Annotated in this window: 19 protein-coding genes and 1 tRNA gene; 17 read left to right on the top strand and 3 right to left on the bottom strand. The window is 33.5% G+C overall.

The window, feature by feature from the left end; genetic code table 11:
- Window positions 1-115 precede the first annotated feature (115 nt).
- The 15 genes from Q0910_RS27390 (at window position 116) to Q0910_RS27460 (ending at window position 12063) form a co-directional block, all read left to right on the top strand.
- Window positions 116-355, top strand: a complete 240-nt coding sequence (locus Q0910_RS27390) for a GIY-YIG nuclease family protein (RefSeq protein WP_298547615.1) — start codon at window positions 116-118, stop codon at window positions 353-355.
- Window positions 346-420: transfer RNA gene (locus Q0910_RS27395), tRNA-Pro, on the top strand. The genes Q0910_RS27390 and Q0910_RS27395 overlap by 10 nt, the downstream gene beginning before the upstream one ends.
- An 808-nt stretch (window positions 421-1228) precedes the next feature.
- Complete coding sequence (locus tag Q0910_RS27400) at window positions 1229-2332, top strand: serine hydrolase domain-containing protein (protein WP_299223699.1); 1104 nt, start codon at window positions 1229-1231, stop codon at window positions 2330-2332.
- Window positions 2329-3102 (top strand): hypothetical protein, encoded by a 774-nt coding sequence (locus Q0910_RS27405; RefSeq protein ID WP_299223701.1) that lies wholly within the window; start codon window positions 2329-2331, stop codon window positions 3100-3102. The genes Q0910_RS27400 and Q0910_RS27405 overlap by 4 nt, the downstream gene beginning before the upstream one ends.
- 570 nt (window positions 3103-3672) lie before the next feature.
- Window positions 3673-4215, top strand: coding sequence for an ester cyclase (locus tag Q0910_RS27410; protein WP_299223703.1), 543 nt, complete (start codon window positions 3673-3675; stop codon window positions 4213-4215).
- Between the two features lie 47 nt (window positions 4216-4262).
- Window positions 4263-4877: an NAD(P)-binding domain-containing protein gene (locus tag Q0910_RS27415; protein WP_299223704.1), complete on the top strand. Its 615-nt coding sequence runs from the start codon at window positions 4263-4265 to the stop codon at window positions 4875-4877.
- Between the two features lie 114 nt (window positions 4878-4991).
- Window positions 4992-5414, top strand: coding sequence for a hypothetical protein (locus tag Q0910_RS27420; protein ID WP_299223706.1), 423 nt, complete (start codon window positions 4992-4994; stop codon window positions 5412-5414).
- 29 nt (window positions 5415-5443) lie between these two features.
- Window positions 5444-6304 (top strand): alpha/beta hydrolase, encoded by an 861-nt coding sequence (locus tag Q0910_RS27425; RefSeq protein ID WP_299223708.1) that lies wholly within the window; start codon window positions 5444-5446, stop codon window positions 6302-6304.
- Between the two features lie 214 nt (window positions 6305-6518).
- A complete protein-coding gene (locus Q0910_RS27430) occupies window positions 6519-7154 on the top strand; it encodes an NAD(P)-binding domain-containing protein (RefSeq protein WP_299223710.1) in 636 nt (211 codons plus the stop codon).
- A 131-nt stretch (window positions 7155-7285) separates the two neighbouring features.
- The gene (locus Q0910_RS27435) at window positions 7286-7957 is read left to right on the top strand and encodes an SDR family oxidoreductase (RefSeq protein WP_299223713.1); all 672 of its coding nucleotides are present in this window, start codon (window positions 7286-7288) and stop codon (window positions 7955-7957) included.
- 51 nt (window positions 7958-8008) lie between these two features.
- Window positions 8009-8656, top strand: coding sequence for an SDR family oxidoreductase (locus Q0910_RS27440; RefSeq protein WP_299223715.1), 648 nt, complete (start codon window positions 8009-8011; stop codon window positions 8654-8656).
- Window positions 8657-8667: 11 nt separating this feature from the next.
- The gene (locus Q0910_RS27445) at window positions 8668-9480 is read left to right on the top strand and encodes a TauD/TfdA family dioxygenase (RefSeq protein WP_299223717.1); all 813 of its coding nucleotides are present in this window, start codon (window positions 8668-8670) and stop codon (window positions 9478-9480) included.
- A gap of 50 nt (window positions 9481-9530) precedes the next feature.
- Window positions 9531-10421 (top strand): helix-turn-helix domain-containing protein, encoded by an 891-nt coding sequence (locus tag Q0910_RS27450; protein ID WP_299223719.1) that lies wholly within the window; start codon window positions 9531-9533, stop codon window positions 10419-10421.
- A 90-nt stretch (window positions 10422-10511) separates the two neighbouring features.
- Window positions 10512-11174, top strand: coding sequence for an SDR family NAD(P)-dependent oxidoreductase (locus Q0910_RS27455; RefSeq protein WP_299223721.1), 663 nt, complete (start codon window positions 10512-10514; stop codon window positions 11172-11174).
- Between the two features lie 163 nt (window positions 11175-11337).
- A complete protein-coding gene (locus Q0910_RS27460; protein WP_299223723.1) occupies window positions 11338-12063 on the top strand; it encodes a hypothetical protein in 726 nt (241 codons plus the stop codon).
- Window positions 12064-12093: 30 nt separating this feature from the next.
- Here Q0910_RS27460 and Q0910_RS27465 read toward each other — a convergent pair whose 3' ends face one another.
- From Q0910_RS27465 to Q0910_RS27475, 3 genes are all read right to left on the bottom strand, one after another.
- On the bottom strand, window positions 12094-13803 hold the full coding sequence (locus tag Q0910_RS27465; RefSeq protein ID WP_299223725.1) for a serine hydrolase domain-containing protein: 1710 nt from the start codon (window positions 13801-13803) through the stop codon (window positions 12094-12096).
- A 14-nt stretch (window positions 13804-13817) separates the two neighbouring features.
- On the bottom strand, window positions 13818-14618 hold the full coding sequence (locus Q0910_RS27470) for a type 1 glutamine amidotransferase domain-containing protein (RefSeq protein WP_299223727.1): 801 nt from the start codon (window positions 14616-14618) through the stop codon (window positions 13818-13820).
- Window positions 14619-14715: 97 nt separating this feature from the next.
- The gene (locus Q0910_RS27475) at window positions 14716-15762 is read right to left on the bottom strand and encodes a helix-turn-helix transcriptional regulator (protein ID WP_299223729.1); all 1047 of its coding nucleotides are present in this window, start codon (window positions 15760-15762) and stop codon (window positions 14716-14718) included.
- A 295-nt stretch (window positions 15763-16057) separates the two neighbouring features.
- Between Q0910_RS27475 and Q0910_RS27480 the strand changes: the two genes are divergently transcribed.
- Together Q0910_RS27480 and Q0910_RS27485 are read left to right on the top strand one after the other, a co-directional pair.
- Complete coding sequence (locus Q0910_RS27480) at window positions 16058-17170, top strand: helix-turn-helix domain-containing protein (protein ID WP_299223731.1); 1113 nt, start codon at window positions 16058-16060, stop codon at window positions 17168-17170.
- A 173-nt stretch (window positions 17171-17343) separates the two neighbouring features.
- The gene (locus Q0910_RS27485) at window positions 17344-17907 is read left to right on the top strand and encodes a porin family protein (protein ID WP_299223733.1); all 564 of its coding nucleotides are present in this window, start codon (window positions 17344-17346) and stop codon (window positions 17905-17907) included.
- Window positions 17908-17990 lie beyond the last annotated feature (83 nt).

Raw genomic sequence — 17990 nt, forward strand, 5'->3', positions numbered from 1 at the left:
GCAAAACGATTTTTAGATAACCATTTCGGGGTGTAGCGTAGCCCGGTTATCGCGCCGCGTTTGGGACGCGGAGGTCGTCACGCTTGAGGCGTGACCACCCCCTAAAAATTAAAAAATGTTCGTTTATATATTATATAGCGATAAAAGTTCAAGATATTACGTTGGTCAAACTGCTGATATCGATAAAAGATTGAAAAGACACAATTCAGGGATAGTTCCATCTACAAAAAGTGGTGCTCCTTGGAAGTTAGTTTTGCAACTTAAAACATCTTCAAGATCTGAAGCAATGATTTTGGAGAAAAAAATAAAGAAGAGAGGTGCAAAACGATTTTTAGATAACCATTTCGGGGTGTAGCGTAGCCCGGTTATCGCGCCGCGTTTGGGACGCGGAGGTCGCAGGTTCGAATCCTGCCACCCCGACTTTAACATTTTAATCCTGGTAATCGATCGATTATCAGGATTTTTTTATTTTAAAAACTTCCGAAAAACTCTCTTTTTTATGTTAAAACGGATCAAGACCAATTAAAACACCGTGGTAAGGTCAACAATTCGGATAACTAATTGATTCAACATTTCTTACTTGTTGAAAACAAACATACTTTGTAAAAGGTTTGGCTGGGAAACAGGATTAGAACCTACACATTTTAGCATCAACTGCCGAACTTTTTGCTCCTCACATGTTTAATGGTAAGAATCGGCAATATCTTAAAAGAGGACTTGATTCACGGTTTTGGCTTGGGAATGTAGCCCTTCGACTTCGCTCAGTACGGACTAACCTTCCCAGTACGGCGGGAAGAGGTAGCGAAGTGGAAAACCAAAAACGGGGATTAGGTCTAAGACCTTTTGTAGAGAAGCTCTTTTTCCGAAATGTAGAGCAACGAAATGAAGGGAAATGTGCTGAACGGCTTATAAAAACGGATTATTCTTCTTGACACAATTTATAGTGAACTAGATTAAAAAGTGCAGGTTTTATTATTAAAAACACTCTTAAATGTTGGTTACGTAAAAAGTGAATTAACGAAACCGCTAAAAGATTCCACAAATGGACACTTGTAAAATGAGTCTAGTGGCTTTTTAATATAATACCGTAAAATGGTCCAGATATAGTACCCCTTCAATTTCTACTACCATCACATCCAAAGACGGTATTTTGATATCACCGCATAGAAACCATCTTCAAAAGTGTAACATTTTTGAGATGTGTTTGTCCTTAAAAGAAAACATACCAATGCCAAAACCAATACTTGTCACCATTTCCCTGTTTCTGACGCTAAGCTGCGCTGAAAAAAAGGAAAATCAAAAATCTACAAGTCAAGCCTATAACGATAGATTTGAAAAGCTTTCCAACGACATTCCTAAATGGATGGAAGCCCATGATGTCCCAAGCATTTCGTTTTCAGTAATCGAAGAAGGCAAGCTGGTGTGGTCAGAAGTTTTTGGTCTACAAGATGAAAATACCGTGGCAAACGACAGTACACTTTACCTGAGTGCTTCCATAGCCAAACCATTGACCGCAGAAATTTTCCTGCGCCTTGCATCGTTGGGAAAGGTTTCTCTCGACGAACCCATGGCCAACCATTGGCTCGACCCAGATATTGCCGGAGACCCTCGTGCCCAACAGCTTACTCCACGCCATGTGCTGACCCACCAGTCCGGATTCAAGAATTGGCGAAGAATGACCGATGGAGTATTGCGTTTTGAGCGAGCACCAGGAGTTGAAATGGGCTATTCAGGGGAAGGGCTTCAATACTTGGTACGATTCATCGAAAAAAAACTTGGTCGCCCTTTCAACGATATTGCTTATGACGTGCTATTCGAACCTGAGAATATGGAAAACTCAGCATTACAAGACCAAGATTGGTACAAAGGACGTTTGGCATGGCCTTATTTTCCAAAAGGTCAATGGATGGAGCCCTTTCCTGTGGAAAAAGCATTTGGGGCAGGTGGTCTGCGCACGACCACTGCAGATTATGCCAGATTCATATTGAGTATTCTGAATGACGAAAAAGTCAGTGCCGATTTAAGGAAAGAACAATTCAAAATTTCCCTGAACCAGTACCAAAGGTGCATTCAATCCGCCACAGTTCCCGAAGCGTGCCCCAAACAGCTTGGATTCGGGCTTGGCTGGTATCTTTATGCATTTGATGATGAAAATGTAATTGGGCATACAGGGGCCAACATGGGAGAACGGACCTTGGCCGTATTCAGCCCTTCAAAAAAATCAGGGTTGGTAGCGATGTCCAATGGTTCGAACGGAAATCATGTCATCTACAAAATTGCTGAAGCGATTGGAGTGCACCAAGGCTTTATCGATATTGAAAAACCAAAATGAAAAGAGCAATTCGAAAAATGAACAACATGAATATGAAAAAACTACTTACAGTCTGTTTAATGGTAATATTGACCTTGTCTGCTTCCGATGCCCAAGAAATTGATAAAATAGTGTACATGGACTTGGTACACGGACAACGGATGTGGAACGATAATAAGCATCCTGTTCTGGGTATCGGTTTTGAAGATAGTGCCCGAATAAAGTACATGAACGAGGAACTGACCAAATCCCTCAAACCTCATAATGCAAGAATCTCCTTTCTCAAAAAGGAAATCCGCTATAATAATATTAAAAATGGAAGCCTGCTAATTTTGCACGTTCCCTCTAGTCGTTATACCCAAAGAGAACTGAAGGGAATCAAACGCTACCTAAAGAATGGCGGTGCGCTGCTTTTGGTCATGGAAGCAGATTACTGGACAGATTTGGACAAGACCAATGTAAATGACATCATTGCCGACCATGGTATTAAGTACGGCTCACAAAGCCGGGATACACTCACCGGAGGATATACGAAAAAAGGAACTCTCATGCCGCAGAAACTAAAGGTAACCTATGAACTGGGTCGTTCAATAGAAGGTGGAGTACCCTTCGCATACAATGTCCAGACGCATGAACCTTTCGGAGTCTATAAGCAACTTGAGAAAGGAGGCAGGATGGTTGTATTAGGCGACGCCATGGCCTCTTTGTACATGACAGAATGGAGAGAGGTTAATGACTATCAATGCCGAGAGTTTATGCAGGAAATCATTCAATGGCTCTTGGGGAAATAATCTAATGGATTATACTTTTATTTATTATTTAATCCAAAAAAATACAATATGTCTGCTAGGGTCTATAAAGCCAAACCAATCAACTTGCTAGGTGCCCCAGACTTTTTGCTCCTCACTTGTTTGACAATTAGAATCGGCAAGAACCTTAAATGGGTAGGAACTATTGAACGAAGCCCAAATTCTTAATCTATGGTTGGATTTATGTTAACTTCTTCTCGAAAACAACAAAGGCTTTGACTTTCCGATTAAAATCGGACTTGATTCACGATTTTGAATCTGTAATGTAATGTTCCTTTCTGGCACAACGGAAAGTGTTAGTGGGATGAAAAACAAAAATCGAGGATTGGGTCTAAAACTTTTTGTAGAGAAGTATTTACCAAATAGCTATAATTAAAAATGAAATATCTCAAACAGTGATTACAACTTTGTAGTCGCTTTTTTTGTGCTTCTGCGAAAGTGATACTGTAACATTAAATTTTGGTCATTCCTCAAAAGATTTTGGTTAACAGTAAGGTGTGTGTGTCAAATATCTTTGTACCATCAAATAATAACATTTTAAAAATTACAATTATGAAAACTTTAAAAACAATTTCAAAAATAGTAATCGTATCACTTATAATGATATCATTTTCTGGTAGTGCTCAAAATAATAATAGTATAGGCCGTCAATTCTATGACGCATTTCAAAAAGGTGATTTTGATAAGTTTGATCATATAATTCATCAGGATGTTGTAACCATATCCTCGGGATCTTATCAGAATGCAAATGGAATAGAGGCTCTTAAAACTTGGGCAAAAGGATTCTTGACTGCTTTCTCTGCCAGAGTTGATTTAGTGGATGAATTAGAAACAAAAAATAGAGGCTTTATTGCCGTAAATCTTAACTGGAAGCACGTTGGTGATTTCTTTGGGATGCCACCTACTGGAAGAGAAGGCACTTCAGTTGAATATCTTATTTATAAAATCAAAGATGGAAAAATAAGTGAAATAAGAGCTGCTGATTTATCATTAGACTTAGTGACTTATATGAAAGAATCTGGATTTCCAGTTCGTATGGGAATGCATCCAGAACCACTTATTAAAGGAATAGAGAGAAGACCAATGAATCATTAATTCTAAAGGTTCTAGCCTTCTTCAATTTAACAAAAAATAATACAAAGATGAATACATTAATTATAGGAACGGGAAATGTGGGCAAAACTTTAGCTCAGAAATTTCAAGAAAACAATCACCAAGTTAAATTATACAATGCGTCTGGTAAAATACCAGAAGGTTTTACTAAAAACCATTTTGCAACAAATTTACAAGCGGTAGTTGGTGAAACAAAACTAATTGTGCTTGCGGTACCTTTCGAAGCAGTTCAGTCAATTTTTAGCGGACTAACAATACAACCAGAAACAATAGTCATCGATGCAACAAATCCTATAGCATCGGATATGAAAAGTATGAGCGTAGGAAATACAAGTTCTGGAGCAGAAAAAATAAGCGAATGGTTACCTAACGCTCAAATCGTAAAAGCATTTAATACGACTGGTTGGGAAAATATGGCAGATTCTAGTTATCAAAACGGAAAACTGGCAATGCCTTACGCAGGCAATGACAAAAAATCAAAACAAGCTGTGGCACGTATTATTGAGTCTTTTGGTTTTCAGCCTTTTGATACTGGAGATTTATTTATGGCGCGCTTTTTAGAACCTATGGCAATGGTTTGGATCTATCAAGGAAGGATAAATAGCAACAATCCAAATTTTGGGTTTAGTATTCTTGAGAGGTAATTGACTTCATTAAATTTTGATCATTTTCTAAAAGATTCTGGTTAACCGAAACATAGCTTCCTATAATAACTTTGTAGTGCCAAACATAAATAACAAAATCTAAAAATATTGAAAATGAAAACTATAACAAACATAGAAGTAGTACAAAAATTTTTAACACTACAGTACGAAGGAAAGATCGAAGAAGCATTTGCTAATTATGCAGATTCTAGTTTTGAATGGATCGTATCTAGTGCTAATAATAACGAATTAACAACCGCTATTCCTTGGGCTGGAATGACACATAAAGGATTAAAAGGATACAAAAACTTAACAAGTCAGCTCTTTGGCGAATACGAAGCATTAGAGTTTGATACCAAAGAATTCTACGAAGTACAGGATAAAGTCATTATGATAGGGCATTTCAAGTTCAAACATTATAAGACTCAAAAAATAGCAGACAGTGATTTTGTTGGACTTTTCAATATGAAAAACGGAAAAATAGCAGGAGGACAATTCTACGAAAATACCTATGCTGTAGCACAAGGCAGAAAATAATATACGAATCAATTTAGAAATATAATAAAATGAAAACGATAGCAGACACACCATTAAAAAAAGAAAATTTTAAACAAATCAAGGTAAATGGTTTTAACTTCAATGTATATGATGAAGGGGACGAAGACCAACCTGTAATCCTAATGATTCATGGGCAACCAGGATTTTCAGAAGAATACAGATTAAATGTACCAGCATTTAGAGAAACTGGTTATCGTACCATAGTTCCAGATTTATTAGGAGCTGGAGAATCTGATAGGCCAGAAGGTATTGAGCATTATACTGGTGCGAAGGATTATGAACACATTTTAGGTATTATGGATGCATTAAATATTGAGAAGTTCAACATCATCGGTGGAGATAGAGGTTCGTTACCAGCCTGGTTCATTGCTGCTTTTAACCCTGAACGAGTGGAAAAACTAATAAGCGAAAATTTAAGTCATTTAAACGGGTTCTTTAGTCAGGGAATTGCTCAGAGCAAACTGTCTTGGTATATGCTCTTTACCCAGTTTGATATTGCGGAAGAATCATTTAAGGCAGATAACTGGGCAATGTTCAAAGCGTGGATGGAATATCATCCAGATGTGAGTCATTGGATAAAGAATTTTGAAAGACCAAATGGTTTTAAAGGTGCGGTACTTAATTGGTACCGTGCAAACGCAAACCCAGATAACAAAAAACAAGGAGAACCTTTACCTAATGTAAATATTCCTGTACTGATTATTTACTCAAATAATGATGCTTATCTTGATAGAGAACAATTGGCATTAGGAAGTCAATACATTGATAGTCGGGTTGAGTACAAAAGAATTGAAGGTTCAGGACACTTTATCGCCAGAAATGCACCAGAAGAATACAATAAAGCAGTACTTCAATTTCTAAATAAATAATGAAACTTAAAATGAAAAATCAAATCTTAATTATAGCAGCAAATTCAGCAACATCTACAAGAACTGAATGATCGGTTAGTTAATTATGGCTATCATTTTTGATCATTTTGGTCTTATGGGTTTTGTAATTTAATCTCTTAATTGGAAAGACTTGATGGCATACTACTAATTCTGATTGGGCTATTGTGATAAAGAAATATTAAAATAAATTCAAATGAAAAAAACATTCAATATCGGAATCATCGGTTCAGGAAGCATCGGTGGTTTACTCGGAAAATTTTGGGCAAATGCAGGGCACAATATACTATTGAGTTCTAGAAATCCAGAGAAACTGAAACCGCTAGCAAATGAAATAGGAAACAATGTAAAAGTGGGTTCAGTACAAGAAGCAGCAGAATTTGGCGATATCATCCTAATGGCAGTCAACTATAAAAGTGTAGATGAAGCTTTGCAAAGTATCGGCAATCGACTGGACAATAAAATTGTTATTGATGCTACAAATCCTCTTGGATATGATAATGAAGGCAAACTCTATAGAATGATTCCCGAAGGTATAACTGCCGGAGAATTTATGGCAAAAAAACTTCCGAAAACCAAACTCATTAAATCTTTTACCACACTTTGGTCTGAGTATTTAAGAAAAGAAGCATTCCGTGCTGATGAACTATTGATAATGCCAGTTTCTGGTGATAATGCTGATGCAAAAGATAGTGTTAGTCAGCTTATTGAAGACGCTGGATTTTCACCTTACGATTTGGGTAAACTTAAAGATTCTAGACCTCAAGATCCTGGTAGTAACATTTGGAACAAACCTTTGACACTTATAGATTTTGAAAAACAGATAAACTAAAATTTAATAAACACAAAATCAGTAGTAATAGCGAATACTGTTCATTTTGCAAAAGATTATGGTTAAACCAGATGGGAGTTGGGAAAACTATATTAACACAATAAAAAAGTAACAATTAAAAAATATAAAAGATGAAAAGAGAAAGAGTTTTAATAATAGGTGGGAGCGGCGGAATGGGACTTGCAACAGCAAAAGTTTTAATCAAGAACGATTATGAAATTATTGTTTCAGGAAGAACAGAAGCAAAGCTAATCGATATTTCGAACCAATTAGGACCAAACTCTTCTTATGTGGTTATGGATGCTTCAAATACAGTTGAGTTAAGGAATAAGCTCACTGAATTACCAAAAATAGACCATATGGTCGTCGCAGTTTCTGTGAGAGCAAATGCTAGTGACATAAAAACTACATCAGAGGAAAATGCAAAACAAGCATTTCAAAGATTTTGGATTAGCTACAATGTTCTTCACTTTGCATCACAGGTTTTGAATAGAAATGGTTCTGTAACATTAATTTCAGGAAGTAGCGGTAAGACGCCTTTGAAAGGATATGGAGTCTGGGGAACTTTGCACGGCAGTTTAAATACTTTAGTTAAGCAAGCATCGATTGACATTGCACCATTTAGAGTGAATGCAGTATCTCCTGGTGGGATAGGGATTAATACAGATAGGCAGCTGACCGAACATCGAGGAAACGTTGAAGATATTGCAAATATGATCTTTGCAATAATATCAAATCCAGCTGTTACATCAACCGTAATAGATGTCGATGGAGGAGAGCGAATGGGAACTTGGAACGGATAATATAAAAGTTAAACAGAAGAATAACATTAGTAACGCATAAAAGAAGATATAATGAACACAAAATCAATAATAATAGTAGGTGCAGGTCCAGGAATTGCAATGGGCGTAGCAGAAAAATTTGGCAAAGAGGGCTATTCAGTAGGACTCATAAGTCGTACAGAAGAAAAATTAAAAAACCTTCAAAATGAACTCTCAGAAAAAGGAATTCATTCCGCTTTCGCGAAAGCTGATGCAGGAAATCCAAAAGAATTAAAAATTGCAATACAATCTTTACGTAAAACATTGCCTAACATAAAAATTGTGCATTACAACGCAGCGGTTTTGAGACCACTAAATGTATTAAACAATAGTCCTCAAGAGCTATTGAACGATTTAAATGTGGGTATTATAGGTGCAGTAACTACTGTTCAAGAATTGCGTAACGATTTGAAAGCTAATAATGGTACCATATTACTAACAGGAGGCGGTTTTGCCGAATATCCTATGGCGGCATATGGTTCCATATCTATTGCAAAAGCAGGAATAAAAAACCTTTCTAAACAATTACACGAAGAACTAAAAGCCGAAGGCATTTACGTAGGATCTGTAAGTGTAAACGGAATGGTGAATGAAAAAGATAAAAAATACAATCCGTCCGATATAGGTAAAGAGTTCTACAAACTATCACAAACTAGAAATAAAGTATTAGTGGATTATTAAGAATATAAATAATGAAAACGATAAAAATCAACTCTTTAGAAGGAGATATTATTACAGATACTTTGGGTATTAGGGTAACAAATGTAAATCCTAATTTACCATTGAATGAAGAAGCGATTAATGATTTAAAGACAGCTATTAATAAATATCATCTTATATTTCTTAAAAGTCCAGAACCTATAGCCCTTGAAAATCAAGTTACACTTACAAAACAACTGGGAGAACCTTGGGTATATGATTATATTCCTGGGCAATACAAGGATTATCCAGAAGTGTTCAAAGTGACCAACCAAAAAGGAAATGGTTTTGCAAATGCCGGTCAAGCTTGGCATTCTGATGGGTCCATTTACAATAGATCTATGTATCTAAGTGTTTTTTCAATCGGCGAGATTCCAAAAGACGGTGCTTCAACATATTTTAGCAGTTTACACAATGCGTTAGAAAGATTACCAAAAAACTTAGCCGAAAAACTGAACAATACAGAAGCACTTTTTGGCAAAATGTATAAACCACATGCTGTCATTTGGGAACATCCCATTACCTCAAAAAAAGTCTTACATATAAATGAAGGATTTAGCGATGGTTTTAGAGATAAAGTCACAGGAAAACTATTCAGTCAAAAAGAAAATGAAGAGTTATATAAATTCTTCAACAAGCACCTTTGGGAAGAGAATACATATTATGAGCATAAATGGAATTTTGGTGATTTGGTAATTGCTGATAATTATGCATTGGCTCATTATGCAAAACCAACGCACAGTAATACACTTAGAGTACTTCACAGAACTGCAACTAAAGGAATTAAAAGGCAGAAACCTTCTTAAAATATAAGATTTTGGTCATTTCATAACGACATTTTTTCTAAATTTGAGAAATGGCCAAAAAAGAAATTCCAATATTTGAGAACAGTAACGATCTGCATGAAGCGACAGGATATGATCATCGCTCGCATATACCTGGGTTTGATATTTTTACTTTAGAATCATTAGACCCTTCTTGTACCAAATCTATGCCACCTTATCGACAAGGGTTTTATCAAATAGGCATACTAAATAATACGGGGAACAGTCAAATTAACCTCAATACAAATAAAGTCAAGTTAGAGCAATTACCGCTATGGTTCGTGGTTCCTGGACAGGTGTTTTCCTGGGTAAGAGATGAAAAAACCGCTGGTCATCATATCCAATTTAGAAAAGAATTCATTTCAAAAACCATCCCTAATCTCACCGAAGATTTCCCGTTCTTAAAACTATCAGAAAATAGCGTGTTTTTAATGACACCAGAAGAGCAATTATCACTTCAGTTGGATATACAACGTATGCATTCTGTTTTTCAAAATCCACATCCCTATCAAGAAAAAATGCTAGAAGGAATGTTGATTTCCGTGCTCTACAACTGTAAGTCGATTTATGAACATTACAAAACTACTGAGAGTCACCTATCTCGTGGGCAGGTACTTTTACAACGCTTTCAACAACTGGTCAATAAACTTTATATCGACTCAAAAAGTGTAAGAGATTATGCTGAGCAGTTGAACGTAACACCTAATTACTTAACCACTACTGTTAAACAAATTACAGGAAAGACAGCCAAAGATGTGATTCAAGAACGTGTGTTTTTGGAAAGTAAAAATATGCTCGCTTTTTCATCGCTAGATATTGCCGAGATCGCATACCAACTCAATTTTCAAGAGGCAACACATTTTACACGTTTTTTCAAAAAATTAAGCGGAACTACACCTAATAAATTCAGACAAACACGATAGTCATTATTTAGGTCATTTTGCAGTAGAAAATGGTTATTTCTTCGCTGTATTTATTCCGAAATTTATAATGTAATATTAAAAGATTGCATTATGAATAAGAAGAGAATAGCCTTAGTTACAGAAACTGGTAATGGTTTGGGAAAAACCTTTGCCAATATTCTATGTAATGAAGGCCTAGAAGTAATTCTAGCTGCCAAAAGTGAAAGCTATAAAGAACTTGTCAAGTCCTCTGATTACAGGGATGAATTTAACTTGATCGAAACTGATTTCACTTCGGATGCAAGCGTAGAGAAATTAAAAACGCACATATATCAAATATATGGTCGTCTAGATGTATTGGTAAATAATGCGGAGATAGCAAATGGATTCGGACAAAAAATAGAATACATTAATCTTAAGGAGGTAAAAGAATTATATGAGGAAAATTTATTTTCGGTAATACGAGTTATTAAAACGTTGTATCCTTTATTACTGAAAAGTCAAAGTGCTAATATTGTAAATATTACAAGTGCCTTAGGTTCACAAGTAAAAATGAAAGACAAAACTTTTTGTTATACGGACTATCAAATGACTGCATACTCTACAGCAAAAGCAGCTTTGGATATGCTAACAGTTTTACTAGCAAAGGAGCTAAAACATACGAATATTAGTATAAATTCTTTCGACCCTGTATTGATGAAAAATAGTTCTCATAATAGCGTCATAATTTGTAAAAAGACTAAACAACACTTTTTAAAATATGTCCTGCCCTGAAAATAGCATGAGATCAAAATGTTATTTATAGAATCACAAAATTCAAATTACGTTAAATGTACTCAGAAAAATAAAATCGATTGTTTACCTGTCAGCTTTTTTTAGACTAATGGATAAATAGAGTTACTTAATTAATAAGTAAAGTGAAAAAACATTTTGAATAATGAATAGATTAAGATACATAGTTTTGGTTTTTGTAATATCCTTTATTTCATTAAGTGAAGCACAAGAAGAAATAAAGCATTACAACAAAAAGAATAGTATAAAGACGTGGTATGCATATAACGCTTCTGGCGAACTAGGAAGTTGCACCATTTTTGAAGATAAAATTATATTTAAGTCTCCATTAGATTCTAATAACGAGAAAAGCATTTCTACTGTATTTATAGAAAAAAGACTAGATGATCGGCATATGATTGTACGCAACGATGACAAGAAGCCACCTTATGCAATAATACAAGTTATAAAGACAGGTAAATCTATCCTAAAAATGGCGCCAATTGTAAAAGGAATATCAATAAATTCAGTAGAAAAAAGTTTCAAGGAAAATAAAACACCAAATTGGATAAACTTAACCGAGAAAGATTGGTATACCGAAAAACAAATAGAGCAATTAAAGAAAGCACCAGGTTTAGATAAATTGACCCGTGATGACCTTTTGTTATCCATGCAATGGCGCAAACCGCTATCGGAAAAAATACAACAATACCTAAAGGACACTAAAGGTGAACGTCAATTTATGGTATATAGATTTGTAAATGAATATCGCAATAAAAAATTGGTAGAACTTGGTTATAATCCATATAAATTTGTTGAATATAATTTAGAAAAACAGTTTGAGGGAGACGAAGAGGTTTTAAAATTATTGTTTGAAGAAATCAAGTTCTAGAAGTTGTCGTTAATAATAACACGTTTATTATTAATTAACTACGACCTTTTCAAACCACAGATTTCGAATAGCGTTGTTTTTTACAAAGAATCCATTTATGTTTTGATTTTTATCTTTTGTAAATTCAATACTCCTTAAAAACCAACTATCGCTAGAAAACAATATGGATGAAATAGGAATAAAGTCGATATCTCCATTTTTTACATTGCTTAGCTTCAGTTTGTTATTATCGGCCTTAGCCTTATACACAATATTATATTCAGTGTTCATATAAACTCCATCAAAGAGATTACTAAGTTCCTGCATATTATACGCTTTCGGAATATACTTTTCAAATTGAATCGGTTCTGCTCCTAGATATTGAAACTCCATAACCCCAGTTTCATTTTCAGGAAATTCGATATAAATTTTATCATCAAATTGAACTTTCATTTGAAACTTGTTATTTTCCAGCGGGATTAAAGCATTAGTGTTACCATTGGTTCTTACATATCGCAAGGTATCATTGATTACTTTAATATCTCTGCTTAATTCTCCTAATTGATCCCAATAATGCCCTTCAAATTGTTGCAGTTGTTTCTTTGATAATGATTTTGTTTTTATAGTATTAAAATTGGTTGTTTCTGGTTCTGTAAAATGTTCTTCAAGGATGTTATGTGCAGCTATTACTCCTAAGTAACCATTGTATCCATCTCCGGTATTACTTAGAGCAATAGCTGTATAGTTTTGAGTAGGAAATTTAAAAATAGAACTATCATGTCCACTGCTGCTTCCCAAGATATAGGTAGAAAATAAACCTCTTTCTTTGTGTCCATATAATTGCCCTAAAGTAAGCTCACCAGAACTCGTACTATTCGTTCTACCGTTGTTTAATTTTATAATGCTATCCATTTGTTGGACAATTTTTTGATCATTCCCGGAAGCATTGTTTATATGATGTTCCCATAAGATCAAGTCATCTATAGAGGAATACATATTATTAATTCCTAATACAGTATTACCTGAAGTATTAAGAATAGTTTTATCATCTTCTGATCTATAAGAGTGTGCTACATTTTGATGCATTGTGGTTAAATTAGTTTTGATAAATGTATTAGTCATTCCAATAGGTTTAAAAATATCTTCTTCCATATAATCTTTAAAGGACTTACCGCTCACATTTCCTATTAATTCTGCTAGTAAAGCAAAGTTAATATCGGCTTCTGAGTAGTCAGTACCCGGATTAAAAGCCAGTTTTTTTTGTAATGCTACTAATCTTAAAACATCTTTTTGAGAAAAATTCTCTATGTAATTCCATCCGCAAATTGATTTAAGAATTTGATAATCATAGATTCCACTAGTACCATATATTAGATCTTTTACAGTTATTATTTGTTTTATATTTTGAAGTTCTTTTATATGTTTACGAACATCATCACCCAAAGAGATTTTACCCTCAGTAACTAACTTTAAAAGCGCGTAGGCTGTATAATGCGCCGAGCTCTGTCCTAAATTAAAACGAGTTTGTGATGTGATGGGTGTTTTATTTTCGATATCGGAGAGGCCATAATTTTTTTTAGAAATTACTTTTCCATCTTTGATGATCGCAAATGAGACTCCAGGACTGTTTGATTGCTTCCATGGATTAAATAAACTATCAATCGTTTCCTCTATATCTTGGGGAATAATAGATTGATGTTGAGCATAGGTTTCAAATGTTAATAGTAGGATGAAACTGTATACTAATTTTAGTATTCTCATGGTAAATTTGATATTTAATTCATATTTTGGTTATGTATCATTTCGATAACTTTTTTGGCCACAATAGTGGCACTTGTGGGATCTTGTCCGGTAATTATTCTGCCGTCCTGTAAATAATAATTATCCCAACCATTTTTGGAGAATTTAAAATCTCCTCCATTTTCAACGACTTTTTCTTGAATAGAAAATGGGAATTCTTGATAGTAGTTTGCTTTCTTATCTTCGAAAGCATCTGGAAATCCAGTTATTTTTTTGTTAGAAATAAGAAAAGTTCCATCTTCTTTCTTGAGATTGGTAATACCAGCAGTGCCATGACAGATAGAGGATATTATGCCTTTGTTTTTTTCGTAGATATTCATCGAGATTTCCTGAATTTCTTTTGATTCAGGTACTGTGAACATGGCACTTCCGCCGCCAGTGTAATAAACCGCAGCGTACTTCTTATAATCAATTTGGATAGGGGATTTGGTATGTTGTAATTTATTCATGAAGTCAGCATCATACAAATACTTTTTGGTGATAGCATCAGAACTATATATGTACCCTACAGCTATTTCTCCTCCTTTTGGACTTACAAAATCGACCAGAAATTCTTCCTTTATAAATTCTTCATAAGCAAAAATGATTTCGGGAAAGTGATTCGTAGATTCAATATCTGAATCTCCATAAAAATGAGCATTACTTGTAACAAATAGTATTCGTTTTTTGTTTGATAATTTTTGAGTATTTGTTGCTTTAGTACTGTCTTTTTTATCAATAGGAGCTTGACAGCTCATTATAATTATTGTAAGAATACATTGTACAACTTTTTTCATGATTAAAACTTTATACAATGCTACACTTTGTATGTCTCAAAAAGATTTTAGGTAATAAATCAGGAGTGTTGAATTATTAATCAGGAATTTAAAATCGTTAGTCACTAATGGATTTACTGTATTTTAAAGGAGTAGTTCCTGTATGCTTTTTGAAGGCAACATAAAAAGCAGATTTTGAACTAAACCCACAATCATAACCTATAGCTTCAAAAGAATAATTGAGCTTACTCTGGATCATTTTCTTCGCAGCTTCTATACGTTTCCCATTTAAGTAGTCAGAGAAACTTATTTTCATATTATCATTTAGTAATAGTGACAATTTATTAGGAAGTATGTTCAGTCTTTTTGCAATTTTGGATAAAGTAATATCCGAATTTTTATACAACTCGTTTTCTGTTATTAATTTTTCAAGATCGCTGATAAGCAATTCAGCTTTATCTTCATCAATTCGCTTTTCACGGTATCGGGGTGGATTTAAAAAGATAAGTTCGTTCCGTTTTTTTGTAAACAGCAGCAACAAAACAAGTAAATAGAAAACAAATGAAAAGGATAATGCTCCAACTATATAAGATGTATAATTTCCTGTTATAAATGCAAGACAAATTATGGTGTTACCAATATAAATACTTAAAAACCATAACCTAAACGTTGTCGCTCCTTTTTTAACTTGCTTTATTTTTTTGTAATTTTTATAAATTATTTGCCCAGAAACTATTACATAAATTGCCCATTGAGTATATATAAAATAGATAAATACCGTCACCCAGGCTTCTTCATAAATGCTTCTTGGAAAAACTAAAAATAGGATGAGTGCAATGAGAGTTAAAATGACAAAATGGAGTTTGAGTTTTTTGTTTAAGGAATCAATAACCTCTAATGCAGTTTTAACATAAAAATACAGCAAAGGACCAATAAACCAACACGCAAATAATCCTATTTGGATATAAACATCTGCTAAATCGCTATTAAAATAAAAGAATACAGATTTACCAATACGAATACTTAAGGCGAGTAATAATAAACCAAGAAATACATGGCTCTTGTGCGAAGGTTTCACATAAAAAAGGAAAAACAATCCAACTATTATTCCATTAAACGCTCCAAGAGCACTAAAAAAGAATAATAGTTGAGATTGTATATCCATAAAAATAATATTGAAGTTATGTTTCAAATATAAAAAATGATAAGCATATTTTTACATTAGATGATGTTGTATAATTTTTATACTATAATAATCATAGGATATATGATTTATGTAGCTGTTTTAAATCTAGTTACTTTTGATTAATCAAAAATTCTTAGAATGTATAGTTTTAATTGAGTTTGCAGTTTTAGAAAGTATTTGGTTACTTATTTTATCAATGCTTAAAAAAGATAATCTTGATTCTTGATTAGTACAAGTAACAACTATATTTTTGCATTCGTTAGACTTACCTTGTATGAATATATTAGATGTATCTCCTTTATTTAGCACCATCATTGGTTTATTTTTAGGTGTTTTTATCCTATTCAGAAAATCTGGTTTAGGTAAAAACAAAAAAATACGGGTGGTTCTTAGTAGTTTGGTATTCTTGTATACATATACCTCGTTTGATTATTATTTAGAGATTAATGGTAATAATGAATATTCTGGTAGTTCATACCTTTTCTATCATGTGATTGGTTTTTTGTTTTATTACTTCATTGTATTATTTACAAGATCGGAAATCAATATAAAAAAATGGGTTTTGATAATAATTGTGTATACACTTCTTAGGTGGACACTTTTTATACCATTGCTGGAATATGAAAATTTAAAAGAGTTATTGCAAGGAAATTATGTATTTGATATATTGCCTTTAATCGAGATAGAATACCTTCTCACTAGTTTATTAAATATCATTTTATTGGTTTTTGGATTTTTAAAACTGAAACGAACACCACTATCAATTACATTAAATGAAACCCAGCAAATACATTATCAGTGGATTAAAATTATTATAGTATTAAATATTGTATTACAAATAGGTAGTTTTATAAATGCCATATTAAACACTAATGATATTGAAAGTTTTGAATTTTACTTGAAACTAGAAACACTATTATTTGTAATTTTCTTCTTTATTCTGGCATATTCAATGATGCATTTTCCTGTATTTGCTTTCACAGGGTCATTTGAAGATCTGCCGGAAACCGTCAAGAAAAAATACGCAAATTCTTCATTGTCAGATTCTGCGAAATTATTTCGGTTGATACAAGATAATGTTCAAGAAGAAAAGCTCTATCTTGATTATGATATTAAATTGAATACGCTAGCTGAGAAACTCGATCAGTCCATACATCATATCTCGCAGGCTATTAATGAAAATGCTCAGATGAGTTTTTCGGATTATATCAATCAATTTAGGATAAAAGAAGCCAAAAAGATGCTATTAAAACCTAATCCGGAAACGATTTATGTAATTTCCTTAGACGTTGGTTTTAATAGTAAAGCTGCTTTTTACAACGCTTTCAAAAAAAATACGCAGCAAACTCCAACAGAATTTAAAAAACTTCATAAAAAAAGTAATTAGTTGTAACTATTTTATTTTAAGGTTTTTAGTGTTTAAAAAGTGTCTTCCCGATGATTGAAGACACTTTTTTTTGTTTGGTATTATAGGGAAAAACACTTTTAGCAAATGCTCAAAATACATTTGCTCCCATAATTGAAAAACAAAAATTACTAAAAACAATTTAAAACGAAAAAATGAAAACATTTAAGAAAACAAAATTAGTTGTTGCTTTTTTATTAATGGGAATTGTAGCTGCTAATGCACAATCTAAGAATGGAGCTGGAATGCAATATGGAGTAAAAGGAGGAGTTAACCTTTCGAATTTGAAAAATATTGATGGAAAAGCAAAAATAGGATTAACAGCGGGAGTTTTTACCCAATACGGATTTACTGATAAATTCTCATTGCGTTCAGAAGCTTTATTTTCTGTTCAAGGAGTAAAAGCTAAAGGAAATATAGAGAAAATAAAATTAAACTATGTAAGCTTACTTCCTGCAATGGCTAGGTTTAGCCCAGTGAAGAGGGTTAATATTGAAGCCGGACCTCAGTTTGGGATACTGGTTAGCAAGAAAGGAGGAAATCTTCGTACAGAAGATTATAGAAAATTAGATTATGGATTAGCAGTAGGAGTTGGGTTTCATATTATCGAAAATATAGAAATCGGAGCACGGTATTATTTGGGATTAAGAGATATTACAAAAACAACTGGTGAAGTTAAAAATTCAGTATTTCAGTTTACACTTTCCTTTGGGTTTTAAGGATAACATTAATGGCAAAGAATTCTTCAATAAAAATGTGAGGAATTCTTTGTTTCCTAATTATATGCAACAAGTATTTGCTA

This window comes from uncultured Aquimarina sp. (assembly GCF_947495315.1).
In the GTDB taxonomy this organism is placed as follows: Bacteria; Bacteroidota; Bacteroidia; order Flavobacteriales; family Flavobacteriaceae; genus Aquimarina.

Bases quoted from the DNA above. Each gene is read 5' to 3' on its own strand.
- Q0910_RS27410 (WP_299223703.1), top strand. From the start codon at position 3,673: ATGAAAACTTTAAAAACAATTTCAAAAATAGTAATCGTATCACTTATA.
- Q0910_RS27390 (WP_298547615.1), top strand. From the start codon at position 116: ATGTTCGTTTATATATTATATAGCGATAAAAGTTCAAGATATTACGTT.
- Q0910_RS27425 (WP_299223708.1), top strand. From the start codon at position 5,444: ATGAAAACGATAGCAGACACACCATTAAAAAAAGAAAATTTTAAACAA.
- Q0910_RS27435 (WP_299223713.1), top strand. From the start codon at position 7,286: ATGAAAAGAGAAAGAGTTTTAATAATAGGTGGGAGCGGCGGAATGGGA.
- Q0910_RS27480 (WP_299223731.1), top strand. From the start codon at position 16,058: ATGAATATATTAGATGTATCTCCTTTATTTAGCACCATCATTGGTTTA.
- Q0910_RS27475 (WP_299223729.1), bottom strand. From the start codon at position 15,762: ATGGATATACAATCTCAACTATTATTCTTTTTTAGTGCTCTTGGAGCG.
- Q0910_RS27440 (WP_299223715.1), top strand. From the start codon at position 8,009: ATGAACACAAAATCAATAATAATAGTAGGTGCAGGTCCAGGAATTGCA.
- Q0910_RS27470 (WP_299223727.1), bottom strand. From the start codon at position 14,618: ATGAAAAAAGTTGTACAATGTATTCTTACAATAATTATAATGAGCTGT.
- Q0910_RS27450 (WP_299223719.1), top strand. From the start codon at position 9,531: ATGGCCAAAAAAGAAATTCCAATATTTGAGAACAGTAACGATCTGCAT.
- Q0910_RS27455 (WP_299223721.1), top strand. From the start codon at position 10,512: ATGAATAAGAAGAGAATAGCCTTAGTTACAGAAACTGGTAATGGTTTG.
- Q0910_RS27400 (WP_299223699.1), top strand. From the start codon at position 1,229: ATGCCAAAACCAATACTTGTCACCATTTCCCTGTTTCTGACGCTAAGC.
- Q0910_RS27485 (WP_299223733.1), top strand. From the start codon at position 17,344: ATGAAAACATTTAAGAAAACAAAATTAGTTGTTGCTTTTTTATTAATG.
- Q0910_RS27420 (WP_299223706.1), top strand. From the start codon at position 4,992: ATGAAAACTATAACAAACATAGAAGTAGTACAAAAATTTTTAACACTA.
- Q0910_RS27415 (WP_299223704.1), top strand. From the start codon at position 4,263: ATGAATACATTAATTATAGGAACGGGAAATGTGGGCAAAACTTTAGCT.
- Q0910_RS27405 (WP_299223701.1), top strand. From the start codon at position 2,329: ATGAAAAGAGCAATTCGAAAAATGAACAACATGAATATGAAAAAACTA.
- Q0910_RS27445 (WP_299223717.1), top strand. From the start codon at position 8,668: ATGAAAACGATAAAAATCAACTCTTTAGAAGGAGATATTATTACAGAT.
- Q0910_RS27460 (WP_299223723.1), top strand. From the start codon at position 11,338: ATGAATAGATTAAGATACATAGTTTTGGTTTTTGTAATATCCTTTATT.
- Q0910_RS27465 (WP_299223725.1), bottom strand. From the start codon at position 13,803: ATGAGAATACTAAAATTAGTATACAGTTTCATCCTACTATTAACATTT.
- Q0910_RS27430 (WP_299223710.1), top strand. From the start codon at position 6,519: ATGAAAAAAACATTCAATATCGGAATCATCGGTTCAGGAAGCATCGGT.